We start from the raw sequence: 18092 nt of genomic DNA on the forward strand, positions 1-18092 counted from the left end.
CCTCGGCCTTCGCGCGGGACTTCGAGCCTTCCTTGAGGCCGATACGCACATCGGCCTTCGCGCGGGACTTCGAGCCTTCCTTGAGGCCGATACGCACATCGACGCCCGAGTCGCGCAGGCTCAGCGAGTGCGCGTGGCCCTGGCTTCCGTAACCGATCACAGCGACCTTACGGCCCTGGATGATCGACAGATCGGCATCGTCGTCGTAGAACATCTCGACTGTCATCTTGCTGGATTCCGCGTTGGACACTTTGCTGCTTTCTCTCACTGTGGTGGGCCGGTCCGATGGGACCGGTCCCTTGTTGGAAATGGTGGGGTATGAGGGGTGGTCGGCCGAACACCTCGACGAGCTGAAAGCTCTCAGTCGCTGAGTATTCCGGCGGCGAGGAAACCGCCGTCGACGGGAACGACGTGGCCGTTGATGTAGGCCGCTGCCTCGGAGGCGAGGAAGCCGACGGCCGCGGCCACCTCGTCGGGGGTGCCGTAGCGGTGTGCGGGGAGGTGGTTGTTGTACGCCTCGCGCATCGCTTCGGTGTGCACTTCACGTGAGAGTGACGTTTCGATCGGGCCGGGGGCCACGGCGTTGGCGGTGATGCCGCGGGGTGCGAGTTCGACGGCCATCTGTTTGGTCAATGCGATGAGCGCGGCCTTGGAGGTTCCGTAGGCAGCGCGGCCGGTACCGGCCCGGATCCCGCTGGTGGACGCGATATTGATGATGCGTCCCCACTCGTGGTCGAGCATCAGCCGGGCAGCGTGCTGGCCGCACCGGAATGCCCCGGTGACGTTGATGTTCAAGGTGGCCAGCCAGTGATCGTCGGGGTAGTCGACGAACGGGTAGGTGCTGGCGATGCCGGCGTTGTTGACCAGGATGTCGCAACGCCCGTAGGTGTCGGTCAGCCAGGCGAATCCCTGGGCGATCGATTCGCGGTCGCCGACGTCGAGGCGGAGGGCTTCGGCGACGGTGCCGCGGTCTGCGAGGGTCTTCGCGAGCTGGTTGGCGGCCTCGTAGTTGAGATCGCCCAGGATCACGTGGTTGCCCTGAGTGGCAAGGTGTTCGGCGATGGCCGCGCCGATGCCGGCGGCGGCTCCGGTGACGAGCGCGATGCGTTTGTTCATTGCCTATCTCTGTTCTGTGTGTCAGGTCGACGGTCGAGGGAAGAGTCAGAGCGACTGCTCGAGTGCTTGGGAGCGGGTGCGGCGCGCATCGACCACCATGACGATTGCAGCAGCGACGAGGATGCCGACACCGACGATCCAGAATCCGGATGCGGTGTTACCTTCGGTGGCGACCAGGCCGATGAGCAGGGGTCCGACCAGCCCGCCGAAATTGCCGCACAGGTTCACGAATCCCACCGAGGCTCCCGCCTGATTACGGGGCACGATCTGCATCACCCAGGTCCACCACAGGGCCAGGGCCGCGTAGATCGAGCCGGCAGACAGCACTAGCATCGCGAAACTGAAGGCCACTCCCAGATCGATGAAGTGCTGGGCGAGCATCGCTGTTCCACTGAGTCCGATACACGGGGCGATGAAATAGCCCAAGGAGCGGCCGGTGGTGACAGCGGTCTTGGTGACGACATACATTGCGACGGTTCCGCACAGGAATGGGATGGCGGTGAGCAATCCGACCATCAGCGACCCTTCACCGGTGAGGTCGCCGATGACGGTGGGTAGCCACAAGGTCAGCGCATAGATACCCATCGCCCAGAAGAAGTACACCAGCGCCAACAGCCACACGGTCGGGCGGGCGAATACCTGCAACAAGGTTGATTCGTCGGCGGTTTCGACAGTCCGGGTGGCAATAATGTAGTCGCGTTCATCCTCGCTGAGGCGAGGATTGTCCTCGGGGCGCTCGGTGACGGCGAAGTGCAGCCAGACAGCGACGAGGATCGCCGGGATGGCCTGGATGATGAACATCGCTCGCCAATTGGCTAGATCGATCAGCCAGCCAGACAGCGGTGCCATCACTGCCGCCGACAGCGGCACCGTGTACATGGTCAAGGCAACCGCGAGTCCGCGTTCCCGGGAGGGAAACCAGCTGATGAACATGACCGCGAAAGCAGGGAAAATCGCACCTTCGGCCAGTCCCAGCACGACGCGGGCAGCCAGGAGCACCGGGTAGTTGTGCACGACTCCGGTCAGGCCGGCCGCCAGGCCGATGATCACCATGCAGACCACGATGATGGTTTTGGCGTGGCCCCTGTTCGCCCAGGCTCCGGCGGGCATGCCACTGAGGACGTATCCCCAGAAGAAGGCCGAGAACACCACACCCATCGCAGCGGCGCTGAGCTGAAGTTCTTCCGCCAGGTGGGGGGACGCGACGCTGATGTTGGTGCGATCCATGAAACAGATGAAGTAGGTCACGAACAACGGCACACCAACCCGTGACCAGCGGGCCTGCCGGAAGTCGATTCGGGGTGGCTGTTCATTCACCATCGTCTTCGTCATTGGTTGCGGGTCCTGTCTGTGATCGAAGCAAAACAGCGTGTGAGCGGGGAGCGGATACCACGAACGCTGAGCTCGTGACCTCGGTCACGATGTCGAAGCAACTGTGAGCCCGCGTGCCCCGAGGCGTCAACCAAGTCCACAAAAGCCCAGCAAAATGGTCCACATAACGGAATAGTTGACTGAGACCACGGTCACTCCTATCGTGCAATAAGTGCTGATAGGTACTTTCAACACAAAATCGCATTCCACAACTCACTTCTAGGGATTCCATGATGCGGAACGATTCCCCCGCTTCGGCCGCAGCCGACCGACAGCCGACCACCGGAACGCAAAGTGTTCGCCGAGCCCTCAACTTGTTGTCGATGGTCGCCGGGCACGAACGGATGGGCGGGCTCTCGCTGGCGGAGTTGGCCTCCGAGAGCGGGTTGAGTAAGCCCACGGTGCATAGACTCCTCGCGGAATTGGTGAGCAGTTGCTATCTCGAGCAGTCCGAGGACCGTAAGTATCGGCTCGGGTCGGAGGCCTACATCATCGGCAGCGCCGCCGAGCGCCGGCACGGGCTGCAGCAGCAGGCATTGGCATCGGTGGTGCGGCTCGCGCAGGTCTCCGAGGACGCGGCGTTCATCTCGGTGCGCCGCGGAACGCACTCGGTCTGCCTGCACCGCGAGGAAGGGACCTGGCCGATTCGCAGCCACGTGCTGCAGGCAGGGGACCGGTATCCGCTCGGCGTCGGTGCGCATGGCATGGCGCTGCTGGCTGCGATGCCGCCGCAGGAGGCCTCCGCCGTCACCGCAGCCAATGCGGCAGAGCTCGCGGAGAACTACCCCAACCTCACCCCGGACTGGATTCTGGAGCAGGCCGAGCTCGTCCGCCGGCGCGGCGGTGTCGCGGTCAACGAAGGCACCGTGGTTCCCGAGTCGTGGGCCATCGGCATCGCGGTCCCCGACGCCAGTGGCGAACCGGCGATGGCACTGAGCATCGCGGCCATCAGCTCACGTCTGGGTCCTGACCGGCAGGCGCGGCTGGCGATCCTGCTCAAGGAAGAAGCCGCCCGCCTGGCACCGACTCTGCGCCGCAGCGAAGCACCGAAGCTGCACGCAAAAATCTGAAATGCCCTACAAGCAAACCAGTTTCACATTAATCGTTGGAGGAAACGCATGACCAGTCGAACATCCATCATCGGATGGGGGCACTCGAAGTTCGGCAGACTCGACGAACCCGATGTCACCGCCCTGATCGGCTCGGTGGTCCCGCAAGCGCTGGCGCACGCACAGGTCACGGCAGACGAGGTCGACGGCCTGTTCGTCGGCGTCTACAACAACGGTTTCTCCGATCAGGACTTTCAGGCTTCGCTGGTCTCCCTCACCAACCCCGAATTCCAGTTCACCCCCGCGATGCGGGTGGAGAACGCCTGCGGGACCGGCAGCGCCGCGGTCTACGCGGCATGCGACTTCATCGATTCGGGCCGCGGCGATGTGGCGGTGGTCATCGGCGCCGAGAAGATGACCGGCGTCGACACCCCACGCGCCGGGGAGATCCTGTTGTCGGGCTGCTATCGGCCCGAGGAGTCGAATGTCTCCGGCGGGTTCGCCGGTGTCTTCGCCGGCATCGCGAGCGCATACGCCGACCGCTATGGCGATCCCAGTGCGGCCATGGCGGCCATCGCCGCGAAGAATCACCACAATGGCATGACCAACCCCTACGCTCAGTTACACAAAGACCTCAGCTTCGAATTCTGCAACGAAGTCTCGGACAAGAACCCCTACGTGGCGGCTCCACTGCGCCGCACCGACTGCTCGCTGATCTCCGATGGCGCGGTCGCACTGGTGATCACCAGCGCCGACCGTGCGAGGACCGCACCACGGCGAGTGTCGTTCCGTGCCCGCGCGCACGCCAACGACTTCCTGCCGTTGTCGCGGCGCGATCCGATCGAGTTCGCCGGTGCCCGCCGAGCCTGGAATCAGGCACTCGAACAGGCCGCGACAGCCACCACTGATCTGGACTTCATCGAAACCCACGACTGCTTCACCATCGCCGAACTCATCCACTACGAAGTCTTCGGGCTGGCCGAACGCGGCCACGGCCACGAGGTGGTCGACGAGGGCCTCGCCCTGCCCGACGGAAAGTTGCCGATCAACCGGTCCGGAGGCCTGAAAGCCAAGGGACACCCGATCGGAGCCACCGGCGTGTCCATGCACGCCATCGCTGCCATGCAGCTCACCGGCGAAGCCGGCACTTTCCAGCTGCCCACCGCAGACCTCGGCGGCATCTTCAACATGGGTGGCACAGCGGTCACCAACTACGCATCCATCCTCGAGAGGTGGTAACCGCCATGACCACAGAGACCGCACCATCGCCGGCCAACCGGCAGCGCACCACCAATCTGGCGACCTTCCTCACCCAGACCGCCGCCCGGCTACCCGATCGACCTGCGATCATTCGGGGCGAGCACACCTGGACGTGGTCACAGCTCAACGCACGCGTCAACGCGTTGGCCGCGGCGATGCGAGAGCATGGAGTCGGTCCCGGCTCCAAGGTCCTGTTGCACAGCGCGAACTGCATGGACTCGCTCACCGTCCTCTACGCCACCTGGCGGGTGGGCGCGATCATCGTGCCCACCAACTACAAACTGCTTCCCGACGACGTCGTCCCCCTGGCCGAGCTCGTCGCCCCGGATCTGGTGATCATCCACGCGTCGAGCGACGACCACGCCCGCGCGCTGTCGGACTACGAAATCTGGTCGATCGGCGACGAAGGAGAGACCGCCGAGTTCGCCAGCGCGCACGTGTCACAGATGATCGAGAAGCACACCGGCCGCGGCAATGTCACCGTCGATGAACCCGTCTACGTGAACTCGCCGGCGTGGTACTTCTTCACCTCCGGCACCAGCGGCCGTCCGAAAGCGGCGGTACTCGAGCACGATCAGATGGCATTCGTCGTCACCAACCACATCTGCGACCTGATGCCCAACCTGACCGACCGCGACGCCACGCTCGTGCTGGCGCCGCTCTCACACGGCGCAGGTGTCCACGCTCTGACTCATGTCGCTCGCGGCGCCGCGGTCGTGCTCACCACCAGCGACACCCTCAACCCCGCCGAGGCCTGGGAGCTCATCGACCGGCACTCGGTGTCGACGATGTTCACCGTGCCCACCATCTTGAACAAGCTGGTTCAGACCGCCCCGGCCGATCATGCTCCCGATAACAGCAGCCTGCGCTACGTGGTCTACGCCGGCGCACCGATGTCGTCGCGGGATCAGCGCGTCGCCCTCGACACTCTCGGCACAGTACTCGTGCAGTACTACGGACTGTGCGAGGTCACCGGCAACATCACCGTCCTGCCTCCGGAGTTGCACGGCACCACCGCCGAACCCGACGGAATCCCGACTGCCGGTTACGTGCGTACCGGTATGACGATCAGCATTCAGGACGACGCCGGCCGCGAACTCGAGCCCGGCCAGCGCGGCGAGATCTGTGCCTGCGGGCCAGCGGTGTTCGCGGGCTATCTCAACAACCCGGAGGCAAACGGCAAGGCTTTCCGTAACGGCTGGTTCCGGACCGGGGATCTCGGCTATCTCGATCCGACCGGGCTGCTCTACATTACCGGTCGCGCCTCGGACATGTTCATCTCCGGTGGTTCCAACATCGATCCACGCGAGGTCGAAGAGAAACTGCTCAAGCATCCCGATGTCGTCGCAGCCGGTGTCGTCGGGGCACCCGACCAGACGTGGGGAGAGGTCGGCTACGCCTTGTGCGTCACGCGCCCGGACTCGTCGCTGACCGCCGACGAGCTGCTGAGCTGGTGCCGAGAGAACATGGTGCGGTACAAGATCCCGAAGCGGATCGAGTTCGCCACCGTGCTTCCGACCTCGGGGTACGGCAAGGTCACCACGGCCCTCCTCGAGGAGGAATTCCGCAAGCGCAACTCCTGGCCGAGCGAGGCCTGACCATGACAACCCTCACAGACCGAGTGCTGCCCGAGGTGCGCTACCTGACCCAACCCGGGACACCGCTGCCCCAACGGATCGACGCGTACCCGACCACCCTCCATCCGATCAGTGTCGAACTGCCCGCCGGGACCCCACTGCTGGAAGCGTTGCGACAGGTGGTATTCGAGCAGGGGTACGCCAGCGCGTTCGGCGAACTGCGGGGCGGGACGTTCACCTCGTTCGACTACTACATCCCGGCGGTCTGCCAGGCCGGCACCAGCGTCGCGACGTTCAGCGACCCGCTCACGGGCCGCAGCCCGGCGACATTCATGCGCGGCGGACTGACCATCGGGCTGCGGGACGGCGAGGTCTTCACCCACTGCCACGCCCAGTTCGTCGACGCCGACGGGATCATGCGCGCCGGACATCTCATCCCAGAGTCGGTCATTGTCGGTCCCGGCGTGACCGCCGACCTGTACGCCAGCCGCGACGTCGCGATGACCGTTCTACCCGACACCGAGATCAACTTCCCGGTGTTCCAGCCACAGCCTGCCGTCCCCACAAAACACGCGGTCAACGCATCCGGTGGCTTGCGCTCAGTCGTCGCCCGGGTCCACCCCAACATCGACATCATCGAAGCGATCGAGAATCTCGCTGAAGAGCACGGTTTCGAGACCGCGGTCATCCGCGGCAAGATCGGTTCCTTCGTCGGTGCCACCCTGGTCCAAGGCGACCAGCTCGTCAGCGCCCCGGGGCCCGCCGTTGAGGTCATGTACCTCGACGGAGGAGTTCGCCGCGATGAAACCGGCACTATCCGAGCCGAACTAACATGCGCTGCTGCAGCTGTCGACGGGAACGTCTACAGCGGCGCACTCGTCCGAGGACACAATCCCATTGCCATGACATTCGAACTCGCCCTGTCCGAACCAGCGGAAGCCACCCAGTGATTACCGACTCCACTGCGATCGACCGGCTCATCGACAGCCTCCCTGCCCAGATCATCACCACCGATCCCGACGTCGTCGCCAGCTACGCCGCGGATCAATCGCAGTTCACCGATCGCGCACTGCCCGTCGCGGTGGCCATGCCCCGGACCACCGAGGAAGTCGCTGCCTGTGTTCGCGTAGCCCACGCCCACGGGGTCGCAATCGTGCCCCGCGGCGCCGGCAGCGGGCTCAGCGGCGGGGCCAACACACCAGCCGACGCGATCGTGCTGAGCCTGCACCGCATGACCGCCATCCGCGAACTCGACACCGACAACCGCATCGTCGTCGTCGAGCCGGGCGTCATCACCGCAGAACTCCGCAACTACGTCAGCAAGGCCGGTCTGTACTACCCGCCCGACCCCGGGAGTGTGGAGTTCTGCACGATCGGCGGCAATGTCGCCACCAACGCGGGCGGCATGTGCTGCGTCAAATACGGCGTCACCGGCGATTTCGTCCTTGCGCTCGAATGCGTGCTCGCCGACGGTCGCATCGTGCGAACCGGGCGGCGAACGGTGAAAGGTACCGCCGGCTACGACCTCACCAGCCTTCTCGTCGGTTCCGAGGGAACCCTCGCCATCATCACCGAGATCACGCTGCGACTACTCCCGGCCCCGCGCCAGCCACAGACCCTTGTTGCATCGTTTCCCACCCTCGACGGTGCCGGTAAAGCAGTCAAGGCGATGTCCGGTGCCGGCATCACCCCATCCATGCTGGAGATTCTCGATCGCACCACCGTCAAGGCAGTCGACGACATGACCAAAATGGGTATCGGCGACGACACAGCCGCGCTGCTGCTCATTCAGCATGATGGAGTCGATGCGCCCAGCGTGCTCGCCGACATCGAACAGCACTGCACGAGCCACGGCGCCGGCGAGATCGTTGTCAGTTCCGACCCAACCGAAGCGGAGATGCTGCTCGAAGCGCGGCGTCAAGCCCTACCCGCCCTCGAACGGCTCGGTGACTGGTTACTCGACGACGTCTGCGTACCGTGCTCACACATCACCGATCTCATCGCGGCGATCGAGCAGATCGCGCAGCAGACCGGACTGACGATCGGAGTGTTCGGCCACGCCGGGGACGGCAACCTTCACCCCACCGTCATCTATGACAAGACTGATGCCGCCAGCCGTGATGCCGCGCTGGAAGCGTTCAATGAGATCACCCAGAAGGCCCTCGAGCTAGGGGGAACCATCACCGGTGAACATGGTGTCGGTCGTCTGAAGGCCGGGTGGCTGCGCAAGGAACTCGATCCCGTGAACATCGAGGTCCATCAAGCGGTCAAACACGCCTTCGATCCCACCGCAGTTCTGAATCCTGGTGCCGTACTGCACATCCACGGTTGAAACACCAGACTTGCCCACCCACGTCGAAGCGACGTCGCCCCCGCAGCGGTGTCCGCACCGAACCAACACTTCACCAAGGACAACATGATCCTCACCCTCGATGACGCCCGGACGCCTGCCATCGCACCGGACGCCTGGATAGCACCGACCGCCGTCGTGGTCGGTGCCGTCACCATCGGATCCGAATCCGGAATCTGGTACAACGCCGTGATCCGGGCCGACGACGAAACAGTCACCATCGGATCGCGAACCAACGTGCAGGACGGGTGCGCGATCCACGCCGACCCAGGCAGTCCCGCCACCATCGGTGACGGTGTCTCCATCGGCCACAACGCCACCGTCCACGGATGCACAATCAGCGACAACGTCCTCATCGGCATGGGCGCAGTCATTATGAATGACGCCGAGATAGGGGAGGACAGCCTTGTCGCCGCCGGCGCCCTGGTGCCCGAACGAACCGTCGTGCCACCCCGATCATTGGTCGCTGGAGTACCGGCCAAGGTCCGACGTCCCCTCACCGATGAGGAAGTCGACAACATTCGGGCGAACGCAGCGAACTACATGACCCGCCGCACAACTCACGCAAACGCGAAGTCACAGTAATAGTCGGTCGGGTCTTGCCGGACGGTCGCGCGCAGCAGCGGTAGGTGTCGATCTGTCCGCTCAGGTCGCCGATCACAATGATCAGTTACGTCGGTCCATCATTGTGGTCGGCGGCGGCCGCCGCCCGTCTGGCATCGGTTCCCGACAAGGCCGGAGCGATCATCACCAATGCCGAGTAGGTCTCCGCTACTCTGGCGCACAACGGCTCCGTCCACCTCCACCCGAGATGCGGCCAGATTGAATTCTTCACCCGCCCTGTGCGGTTAAAAGGTGCGTCGGGTACGCCAGGTTTTGCTCCGGCGGTAATCCGCGGCGGTGCGTGACAGATGCGACCCGTTGCTTGCTGGGGCGCTCTGAGTGTCGAGTAACCGACCCGATCTGACATCTTCCTCGGCGTCGCAGCCAGAAGACCCAGTGTCTGGCCCAGGTCTGTGACGCGGGCAAGACCGCATCACAGGGAACACAGGTCAGCAGGTTCGATTCACTTCGATCGTGGTGATGCAATTCTGCACATCCCCATTGCAGGATCGGTGATTCCCCGGTGCTCCTTCTCCGGGCACACTTGGTTACGGCCCCCACAGAAGCTGCGCGACGCGGAGTGATTCTCGGGACTGATCCCACGAGCTCGGGCGAGTCGATGCCACTTACCGGCAGCATCCTCGGGCCGAGCGTGGAACGTCGGCTACCACATCGCTAGGAGTACACGATGAGCAAGATCGCTTTCCTCGGGCTCGGTAACATGGGCTTGGGTATGGCCACGAATCTAGTATGTAAGGGCCACTCTGTTACCGGATTCGACCCCTCCCCGGAAGCAGCGGGGGAAGCGCAATCACGCGGAATCGCCCCCGCTGCCAGTGCGGTCGCCGCCGCCGAGTGCGCCGACGTGATCATCACCATGCTGCCCAGCGGCAAGCATGTACTCGACGTCTACGCCGATCTGGTCCCGGCCGCAGCGCAGGGAACCCTCTTCCTCGACTGCTCGACGATCGATGTCGCCGACGCGCGGGCAGCAGCTGAACTGGCCGTCGGCGCCGGGCATCGGGCGGTGGACGCCCCGGTGTCCGGAGGAACCGTCGCCGCCGACGGTGGGACCCTCACGTTCATGGTCGGTGGCCCGGCCGACGCGGTGGACCAGGCGAGCTCGCTCCTGGACGCCATGGGGTCCCGTATCGTCCGATGCGGCGACTCCGGAGCAGGTCAGGCCGCGAAGATCTGCAACAACATGATCCTGGGGATCTCCATGATCGCCGTCAGCGAAGCATTTGCGCTGGGCGCGCAGCTGGGCCTGACCGACCAGGCCCTGTTCGACGTCTCGTCGACCGCGTCCGGTCAGTGCTGGGCGTTGACCACGAACTGCCCGGTTCCCGGACCGGTTCCCACCAGCCCCGCCAACCGCGACTACGCCGGCGGGTTCGCGAGCGCGTTGATGCTCAAGGACCTTCGACTCGCGCAGGCCGCCGCGGCGGACAACGGTGTCGATACGGCTCTCGGACGGCGCGCCACCGAACTCTACGAACAGTTCGTCGCCCAGGACGGCCCGGGTCGTGATTTCTCCGCGATCGTGACGGCGATCCGTGCTGGTGCATACGACGCGCAGGAACAACAGTCGTAGCCCTCCCACGTAGACCTCGCCCTGTGCCGCGGCACCGGGTGTGAGGCGCTGCTCGATGTGAAAGGAATTCGTTGTGCGCATCATTCTGACAGGGCCGCCGGGAGCCGGTAAAGGCACTCAGGCGCTGTTGCTTTCGACGGCGCTGCAGCTCCCTCATATCTCGACTGGTGACCTGTTCCGTTCCCATATCGCGCAGGGCACGGAACTCGGACAGACGGCGAAGTCGTTCCTCGACGCGGGCGAACTGGTCCCGGACGAGGTCACCATCGGGATGGTGGCGGAGCGCCTCGCTGCCGGCGACACGGGCACGGGATTCATTCTGGACGGCTTCCCCCGCACCGTGGCTCAGGCGACCGCGCTCGATGAGCTCCTCGGCCGGCAGCTGAGCCAGATCGACGCCGTCCTGGATTTCTCGATAGCGGACGATGCAGTCGTCGAACGGATGCTGGCCCGTGGCCGCGCCGACGACACCGAGGGTGTCATTCGTCGACGTCTGCGGGTCTATCACGACGAGACCCGACCGCTGCTCGACTACTACTCTCCGCTTCTTCTGTCGGTCGATGCAGAAGGTGAGGTCGACGAGGTCTACGCCCACGCGATCGGCGCGCTGTCCGAGCGCGGAAGCGTCGCTCCGTCCACCTGAACGCTGTTCCCTGCATCCCAGCAGAGCCATCCGTATATCAAGGAGATTCCGACATGACCTCCACACAAACCTCACTCGCTGAGCTCGGCATTCCCGAGGTCCGCGACTACCCGATGTTCGTCGACGGGGCCTGGGTGGAAGCCCTGTCCGGTCAGTGGAGTGAGGTGACCACCCCGATTCTGCGTGAGCATGTGATCGGCCGTGTCCCGTCCTCGGGCACCGAGGACGTCGATCGCGCGGTGCGTGCTGCGCAGAAAGCCTTCCCTCGGTGGCGGTCTCAGCACTTCACGGCGCGAGGCCGGATCCTGAGCCAGATCGCCGACGCCATCGACGCGCGGGCCGAGGAACTGGCCCGCCTCACCGCCCTCGACACCGGCAACGCGCTGCGCACCCAGGCCCGACCCGAGGTCGCCACCCTGGCGAACCTGTTCCGGTACTTCGCCGGTGTCGCCGGCGAGATCAAGGGCACGGTTCTGCCCGCCGGTGACGATCAGCTCCAGTACACCCGGCAGGAGCCGCTCGGCGTCATCGGATGCATCCTGCCCTGGAATTCACCGCTGATGATCGCCGGATTCAAGATCCCCGCGGCCCTCGTCGCGGGAAACACCGTCGTGGTCAAGGCTGCCGAGGCGGCCCCACTGAGCGTGTTGCTGCTTGCCGAGATCTGCGCCGAGTTCCTGCCCGCCGGTGTCCTCAACGTCATCACCGGATCCGGCAGGGTCGCCGGCGAAGCGATGGTCCAGCACCCCGAGGTCGACAAGATCTCCTTCACCGGCTCGACCGAGGTGGGGCGCCATGTTGCCCGCGAGGCCGGTGGCCGGTTGGCGCACGTCTCCCTCGAACTCGGCGGCAAGAATCCCTCGATCGTTTTCCCCGACGTCAACATCGACGACGACTTCATCAACCAACTGCTGCTCTCGACCCGCGTGCACCGTCAGGGGCAGAGCTGCACCGCCGGGTCCCGGTTGTTCCTGCACCAGGACATCTACGACGAGGTCCTCGACCGGCTGGTGAACACGTTGGCCGCCCTGAAGGTCGGGAACCCGCTGGATGAGTCCACGGACATGGGCGCCATCATCAACGAGACGCAGTTCGCCTCCGTGTGCGGATTCCTCGACGACGGTCTGAGCTCGTCCCAGGTTGCCACCGTCCTCGACGGATCCCCCGCCAAGGTTCCCAACTCCGACGGCTACTACATGGGACCGACCGTATTCTCCGGTGCCGACAACTCCTGGCGCCTGTCCCGTGAGGAAATCTTCGGACCCGCGCTCGTCGCGATCCCGTGGAACGACCACTCCGACGTCATCGAGATGGCCAACGACTCACACTACGGTCTGGCCGCATACGTGTGGACACACAACCTCGATCTGGCGCTGTCCACCGCCCACGCCCTCGAAACCGGATGGGTGCAGGTCAACCAGGGCGGCGGCCAGATGGTCGGCCAGTCCTACGGCGGATACAAGCAGAGTGGCCTCGGCCGCGAAGTGTCGCTCGAGGGCATGATCGCCGGCTTCACCCAGACCAAGCAGGTCAACGTGCGCCTGCGCACACTCTGAGAAGGGAGGCACACCATGACTGTCGGACCACTGAACGACATCCTCGTGCTCGACCTCTCCCGCGCTTTGGCGGGACCCATCGCCGCAATGATGCTCGGTGACCTCGGTGCCCGGGTGATCAAGGTCGAAGCCCCGGGCACCGGCGACGACTCCCGCACGTGGGGGCCGCCGTTCGTCGGGCCGGCCGACGACCCGCAGTCGTCTTACTTCATGTCGGCGAACCGGAACAAGGAATCGATCGTCCTCGACCTCAAATCCGAGCACGGCAAGGATGCGCTGCGCCGCCTGATCCGGCGCGCGGACGTGCTGATCGAGAACCTGCGGCCGGGCGCGTTCGACCGGCTCGGCTTTGCGGCCGACGTGCTCGAGGAACTCAACCCGCGCCTGATCACGTTGTCGATCACCGGCTTCGGGCATGACGGGCCGGAGGGATCCCGCGCCGGCTACGACCAGATCGCCCAGGGCGAAGCCGGGCTGATGTCGGTGACCGGAGACCCCGACGGGGAACCGACGCGGATCGGAGTCCCGATCGCCGACGTCCTCGCCGGTGTCCACGGCGCCACGGGTGTCTCGGCTGCACTGGCATCGAGGGAAAAGACCGGCAAGGGCATGGTCGTGCGGACGTCCCTGTTGGCCGCCGCGATCAGCGCCCACACCTTCCAGGGCACCAAATGGACGGTCGGCGAGCAGGTCGCGCAGCGGTCCGGCAATCACCACCCGCAGATCGCACCGTACGGAAGCTTCCGCTGCGCCGACGGCTACGTTCAAATCGCGGTCGGCAGCGAGGCGATCTGGGCGAAGTTCGCCCCGGTGGCCGGTCTGTCGGCCCAGGATCCGCGGTTCGCGGTCAACCGAGACCGGGTCGCGGCGCGGGAGGCGTTGATCGCCACGATCGAGGCCGACTTCGCCGACCGCACGCGGGTCGATGTCCTCGCCGCGCTCGAGGCCGCGGGTGTTCCGGCGGGGTCGATCCGCACGATCGACGAGGTCTACGAGTGGGAGCAGACCCGCAGCCAGGGACTGCTCCTCGAGGTCGAGCACCCGGTGGTGGGACCGGTGCAGTTGCCGGGTCCGTCCTTGCGGATGGAAACGGCCAACGGTGAGTCGCTGGTGCGGACCGCGCATGCTGCGCCCCCGGTGCTCGGACAGCACACCGAACAGATCCTCGACTGGCTCGACTCGGTCGACGCCACCGATCCGCTCGATGCGATGGTGCCCGCGCGGGCATGAATTCGGTGAGAGTCCGACTGGCGCACCGGTCAGCGGCGTTGCAGGAGTCTGCGTCCTGCGGCGCCGCCCCTGGTGCGCCCGGCAACTACACAGTGGGGACCAGTTCGTCTCGCCGACTGCGCGCCTCTTCCTGAATCGCCTGCCGGACTGCCTGGACCGCGGGATTGGTGAGGCTTTCGCGGCGCGCGGCCAGGGAGAAGGCGAGCCGAACATCGACGGCATCAGGCAAGATCCTGCGCAGATCGGCGTGCTGGTCCGCCATGAACGCCGGCAACAGCCCGATGCCGCCGCCGGAACGCGTGGCAGCAACATGAGCGAAGATGTTGGTGGACATGAACTTTGCCGCGACACCGGGCAGATGCCGGCTCAAGTCGAGATCCCCGACCTGCAGCAAGGAGTCGACGAAGAAGACCAGCGGGTGCGCTGTCAGCTCGTCCAGACTGCCGGGTTCGCCGTGCTCGCGAAAGTACTCCTCGCTGCCGTACAACCCCAGCGAGTACTGGCACACACGTTCGGAGACCAGCCGACTGGTGATCGGTGTGCCCACCGCGACCGCGAGGTCGAACCCTGATTGATAGAGATTCAATTGCCTTGTATCGGTGATCAACTCGACGACAAGGTGTGGGTGACTCATTCGCAGCTTGGCCAGTGCGGGAGCGACGAACAACGATCCGAATCCGTCCGGGGCGGTGATCCGGATGGTTCCTCGGAGTGCATTCTCACTGATCCCGAGGACCACGTCGGCGGTTTCCTGAACGGCTTCCTCGATCAGTCGTGCCTTCTCCGCGATCGATCGGCCGACATCGGTCAGCTCCCAGCTGTCGGCACTGCGCTGCAGCAGACGGACACCCAGGGCCTTCTCGAGGGCGCGTATTCGCCTCGAGACGGTGGTGTGGTCGACACCCAGGTCCAGTGCCGCGGATTGGCGGCGACCGGTTCGCGCGACGGCGAGCAGGTACCGAAGGTCATCCGAGCGGATGTTGCGTGCGTCGATCACGGCCGGCCTCCCGATAGCTCGACCGCCGTGGTGTGGCGTCCGCCCGGTGCAGCGGTCGATGCACGTCGGGTGGCCGAGAGGAGCTGTTGCAGGTCCTCGTGGAGACGGTGCATGACCTTCGGGTCCGCGAGGGCGACGGCATCGAGGGCGCGGGTCGCCGAGGTTGCCACCTCGCGACCCTTGTCGGTGATCGTGACGAGGGTCGAACGGCGATCGGCGCGATTGATCGTCCGTAAGGCCAACCCGGAACCTTCGAGCCCGTCGATCAGCGTTCCGATCGTGGTGGGATGCCTGTCCAGAGCGCGGACGATCCGCACCATCGGCAGTGGGCCGTGCGCGGCGACCAGCATCGCCAATACCTCGTACCGGGCGAAGGACAGCCCGAGCGGACGCAACGCAGAGTTGAGTTGATGGCTGATCAGCTTCTGCGTCTGCAGGACGGCGGCGATCAGCGACGTGTACGGCGCCACAGAGTCGGCAGCCGGCGCCGAGTGGGGTGGTTGCGCGGTGGCCACCGGAAGCCTCCTAGTTGTCCGGAATGGGCATCGAATGAACACCCTGAGTGTGTATTTCGCGAAACTCGCGTTCAGGTGGACGGGACTGTGTCGGCACTTCCCGTTTCGAAGCGGTTCCGGTTTGGAGTGGGTCACACCCACTGGCAATTTGCGTGGATGTCCAACTATAGTACTTCCAACTTCCCCGATCTGAAAGGGTCTATATGTTCACCTTGACCGATGACGAGCGGGCGATCAGCGACACTGCCCGCGACTTCGCGGCCGAGCATCTCGCGCCGCACGCCGTGGAATGGGATCAGGCCAAGCATTTCCCTGTGGATGTCCTGCGTAAGGCGGCGTCGTTGGGGATGGGTGGGATCTACATCCGCGAGGACGTGGGTGGATCCGAGCTCACTCGTGTCGATGCCGCCCGCATCTTCGAGCAGCTCGCGAAGGGGTGCCCGTCGATCGCCGCCTACATTTCCATCCACAACATGGTCACGTGGATGATCGACAGGTTCGGCACCGACGAGCAGCGCCGTGCGTGGGTGCCGGGGTTGTGTTCGATGGATCAGCTGGGCAGTTACTGYCTGACCGAGCCGGGTGCCGGTTCGGATGCGGCGGCGYTGAGTACCAGGGCGGTCCGCGACGGCGACGACTACGTSCTGAACGGGGTCAAGCAGTTCATCTCCGGTGCCGGCACSTCSGAKGTGTACGTGGTGATGGCCCGCACCGGGGAGGGCGGGCCGCGGGGGATTTCGGCGTTCATCGTCCCGAAGGGGTCGCCGGGTCTGTCSTTCGGGCCGAACGAGGTGAAGATGGGCTGGAACGCTCAGCCCACCCGTCAGGTGATCTTCGAGGACGTGCGGGTGCCGGCGGCGAATCTGCTCGGTTCCGAGGGCGGTGGCTTCCGGATCGCGATGGCCGGCCTCAACGGTGGCCGGCTCAACATCGCGGCGTGCTCGGTGGGCGGCGCGCAGACCGCGTTGGAGCGGGCCGTCGCCTACCTGACGGACCGGAAGGCGTTCGGKTCGCCGCTGATCGACTCGCAGGCGCTGCAGTTTCAGCTCGCCGACATGCGCACCGAACTGGAGGCGGCCCGCACCCTGCTGTGGCGGGCGGCGGCCGCGCTCGAGGACGGTGCYCCCGATGTCGTCGAACTGTGTGCGATGGCCAAACGCTTCGCCACCGACACCGGTTTCGAGGTGGCSAACAAGGCGCTGCAGCTGCACGGSGGTTACGGCTATCTTGCSGAGTACGGAATCGAGAAGATCGTSCGGGACCTGCGGGTGCACCAGATCCTCGAAGGCAGCAACGAGATCATGCGGGTGGTCATCGCCCGSAGCGTCGTCGGAAATAGTGGAACGGCAGGGTGACCTACGTGAATTCTGAATCTGAGGTAATTGTCGAGAAGCGGGACGGTCTGGGCCGYATCGTGCTCAATCGGCCCAGGGCGATCAACGCCCTCAATCATGCGATGGTGCGGCAGATCGCGGCGGCCTTGGCCGAGTGGTCCGGCGACGACGCGGTGCGGGCGGTGGTGATCACCGGTGCGGGTGAGCGTGGCCTGTGCGCCGGCGGCGACATCGTCTCGATCTACCACGACGCSAAGGACGGGGGCACCGGTTCGCGGGAGTTCTGGCGCGAGGAGTACATCCTCAACGCGGCCATCGCGGGCTACGGCAARCCGTATGTGGCGATCATGGACGGCATCGTGATGGGCGGYGGGGTCGGGGTGTCGGCGCACGGCAGCGTGCGGATCGTCACCGAGCGGTCGATGATCGGGATGCCCGAGACCGGGATCGGTTTCGTCCCCGATGTCGGGGGCACCTACCTGCTCGCCCGYRCCCCGGGCGAGTTGGGCACCCACATCGCCCTGACSACCGCCCGGCTCAGTGCCGGCGATGCGATCGCGTGCGGTTTCGCCGACCACTTCATCCCGTCGGAGAAGGTCGAGCAGTTCCTCGACGCGCTGTCGACGACGTCGGTTCAGGAGGCGCTCGCACAGTTCACCGAACCGGCTCCCGTCTCGGAGTTGCTGGCGCAGCAGGGCTGGATCGACGCCGCGTACTCGGCCGACAGTGTCGCCGACATCGTCGCCCGGCTGCGCGGCAGTGGGGTGCCCGAGGCGGAGAAGGCGGCCGAGCAGGTGCGCTCGAAGTCGCCGACCGCGTGCGCGGTCACCCTGACATCGCTGCGCCGCGCCCGGCAGGCCGGCAGCCTCGAGGAAGTGCTCAATGACGAGTTCCGGG

General features: G+C 65.3%; 16 protein-coding genes and 1 pseudogene. 12 read left to right on the forward strand and 5 right to left on the reverse strand.

Annotated features, from left to right (window positions below):
- From AC1D1G_RS27805 to AC1D1G_RS27815, 3 genes and pseudogenes are all read right to left on the reverse strand, one after another.
- A pseudogene (locus tag AC1D1G_RS27805) lies at positions 1 to 226 on the reverse strand (ketol-acid reductoisomerase); the annotation flags it as partial.
- 134 nt (positions 227 to 360) lie between these two features.
- The gene (locus AC1D1G_RS27810) at positions 361 to 1116 is read right to left on the reverse strand and encodes an SDR family NAD(P)-dependent oxidoreductase (protein ID WP_317568755.1); all 756 of its coding nucleotides are present in this window, start codon (positions 1114 to 1116) and stop codon (positions 361 to 363) included.
- Between the two features lie 45 nt (positions 1117 to 1161).
- Positions 1162 to 2436 carry an MFS transporter gene (locus tag AC1D1G_RS27815; protein WP_477954531.1) on the reverse strand — a complete coding sequence of 425 codons (1275 nt, stop codon included), beginning with the start codon at positions 2434 to 2436 and terminating at the stop codon, positions 1162 to 1164.
- 284 nt (positions 2437 to 2720) lie between these two features.
- Between AC1D1G_RS27815 and AC1D1G_RS27820 the strand changes: the two genes are divergently transcribed.
- The 10 genes from AC1D1G_RS27820 (at position 2721) to AC1D1G_RS27865 (ending at position 14349) form a co-directional block, all read left to right on the forward strand.
- Positions 2721 to 3557 carry an IclR family transcriptional regulator gene (locus tag AC1D1G_RS27820; RefSeq protein WP_317568757.1) on the forward strand — a complete coding sequence of 279 codons (837 nt, stop codon included), beginning with the start codon at positions 2721 to 2723 and terminating at the stop codon, positions 3555 to 3557.
- A gap of 48 nt (positions 3558 to 3605) precedes the next feature.
- The gene (locus tag AC1D1G_RS27825; RefSeq protein WP_317568758.1) at positions 3606 to 4775 is read left to right on the forward strand and encodes an acetyl-CoA acetyltransferase; all 1170 of its coding nucleotides are present in this window, start codon (positions 3606 to 3608) and stop codon (positions 4773 to 4775) included.
- Between the two features lie 5 nt (positions 4776 to 4780).
- On the forward strand, positions 4781 to 6394 hold the full coding sequence (locus tag AC1D1G_RS27830; RefSeq protein ID WP_477954533.1) for an AMP-binding protein: 1614 nt from the start codon (positions 4781 to 4783) through the stop codon (positions 6392 to 6394).
- 2 nt (positions 6395 to 6396) lie between these two features.
- Positions 6397 to 7323: a PCC domain-containing protein gene (locus AC1D1G_RS27835; protein ID WP_477954534.1), complete on the forward strand. Its 927-nt coding sequence runs from the start codon at positions 6397 to 6399 to the stop codon at positions 7321 to 7323.
- Positions 7320 to 8705: an FAD-binding oxidoreductase gene (locus AC1D1G_RS27840; protein WP_477954535.1), complete on the forward strand. Its 1386-nt coding sequence runs from the start codon at positions 7320 to 7322 to the stop codon at positions 8703 to 8705. The genes AC1D1G_RS27835 and AC1D1G_RS27840 overlap by 4 nt, the downstream gene beginning before the upstream one ends.
- 84 nt (positions 8706 to 8789) lie before the next feature.
- Positions 8790 to 9308: a gamma carbonic anhydrase family protein gene (locus tag AC1D1G_RS27845; RefSeq protein WP_317568779.1), complete on the forward strand. Its 519-nt coding sequence runs from the start codon at positions 8790 to 8792 to the stop codon at positions 9306 to 9308.
- A 706-nt stretch (positions 9309 to 10014) separates the two neighbouring features.
- Positions 10015 to 10920, forward strand: a complete 906-nt coding sequence (gene mmsB, locus AC1D1G_RS27850; RefSeq protein WP_477954537.1) for a 3-hydroxyisobutyrate dehydrogenase — start codon at positions 10015 to 10017, stop codon at positions 10918 to 10920.
- A gap of 73 nt (positions 10921 to 10993) precedes the next feature.
- Positions 10994 to 11563, forward strand: a complete 570-nt coding sequence (locus AC1D1G_RS27855; RefSeq protein WP_317568762.1) for an adenylate kinase — start codon at positions 10994 to 10996, stop codon at positions 11561 to 11563.
- A gap of 53 nt (positions 11564 to 11616) precedes the next feature.
- Positions 11617 to 13119: an aldehyde dehydrogenase family protein gene (locus AC1D1G_RS27860; protein ID WP_477954538.1), complete on the forward strand. Its 1503-nt coding sequence runs from the start codon at positions 11617 to 11619 to the stop codon at positions 13117 to 13119.
- A 15-nt stretch (positions 13120 to 13134) separates the two neighbouring features.
- Positions 13135 to 14349, forward strand: a complete 1215-nt coding sequence (locus tag AC1D1G_RS27865) for a CaiB/BaiF CoA transferase family protein (protein WP_477954539.1) — start codon at positions 13135 to 13137, stop codon at positions 14347 to 14349.
- An 85-nt stretch (positions 14350 to 14434) separates the two neighbouring features.
- Here AC1D1G_RS27865 and AC1D1G_RS27870 read toward each other — a convergent pair whose 3' ends face one another.
- Both AC1D1G_RS27870 and AC1D1G_RS27875 read right to left on the reverse strand, forming a co-directional pair.
- A complete protein-coding gene (locus tag AC1D1G_RS27870; RefSeq protein WP_283332171.1) occupies positions 14435 to 15346 on the reverse strand; it encodes a LysR family transcriptional regulator in 912 nt (303 codons plus the stop codon).
- Positions 15343 to 15861, reverse strand: a complete 519-nt coding sequence (locus tag AC1D1G_RS27875; protein ID WP_280781154.1) for a MarR family winged helix-turn-helix transcriptional regulator — start codon at positions 15859 to 15861, stop codon at positions 15343 to 15345. Before AC1D1G_RS27875 ends, AC1D1G_RS27870 begins: the two co-directional genes overlap by 4 nt.
- A gap of 203 nt (positions 15862 to 16064) precedes the next feature.
- Between AC1D1G_RS27875 and AC1D1G_RS27880 the strand changes: the two genes are divergently transcribed.
- Positions 16065 to 17216 carry an isobutyryl-CoA dehydrogenase gene (locus tag AC1D1G_RS27880; protein ID WP_477954540.1) on the forward strand — a complete coding sequence of 384 codons (1152 nt, stop codon included), beginning with the start codon at positions 16065 to 16067 and terminating at the stop codon, positions 17214 to 17216.
- A gap of 5 nt (positions 17217 to 17221) precedes the next feature.
- The coding region (locus tag AC1D1G_RS27885; RefSeq protein WP_477954541.1) for an enoyl-CoA hydratase/isomerase family protein at positions 17222 to 18092 on the forward strand (871 nt) is incomplete at its 3' end.

The sequence above is a fragment of the Rhodococcus sp. P3_B8 genome, from assembly GCF_056402775.1.

Bases quoted from the DNA above. Each gene is read 5' to 3' on its own strand.
- AC1D1G_RS27810 (WP_317568755.1), bottom strand. From the start codon at position 1,116: ATGAACAAACGCATCGCGCTCGTCACCGGAGCCGCCGCCGGCATCGGC.
- AC1D1G_RS27815 (WP_477954531.1), bottom strand. From the start codon at position 2,436: ATGGTGAATGAACAGCCACCCCGAATCGACTTCCGGCAGGCCCGCTGG.
- AC1D1G_RS27820 (WP_317568757.1), top strand. From the start codon at position 2,721: ATGCGGAACGATTCCCCCGCTTCGGCCGCAGCCGACCGACAGCCGACC.
- AC1D1G_RS27825 (WP_317568758.1), top strand. From the start codon at position 3,606: ATGACCAGTCGAACATCCATCATCGGATGGGGGCACTCGAAGTTCGGC.
- AC1D1G_RS27830 (WP_477954533.1), top strand. From the start codon at position 4,781: ATGACCACAGAGACCGCACCATCGCCGGCCAACCGGCAGCGCACCACC.
- AC1D1G_RS27835 (WP_477954534.1), top strand. From the start codon at position 6,397: ATGACAACCCTCACAGACCGAGTGCTGCCCGAGGTGCGCTACCTGACC.
- AC1D1G_RS27845 (WP_317568779.1), top strand. From the start codon at position 8,790: ATGATCCTCACCCTCGATGACGCCCGGACGCCTGCCATCGCACCGGAC.
- mmsB (WP_477954537.1), top strand. From the start codon at position 10,015: ATGAGCAAGATCGCTTTCCTCGGGCTCGGTAACATGGGCTTGGGTATG.
- AC1D1G_RS27860 (WP_477954538.1), top strand. From the start codon at position 11,617: ATGACCTCCACACAAACCTCACTCGCTGAGCTCGGCATTCCCGAGGTC.
- AC1D1G_RS27865 (WP_477954539.1), top strand. From the start codon at position 13,135: ATGACTGTCGGACCACTGAACGACATCCTCGTGCTCGACCTCTCCCGC.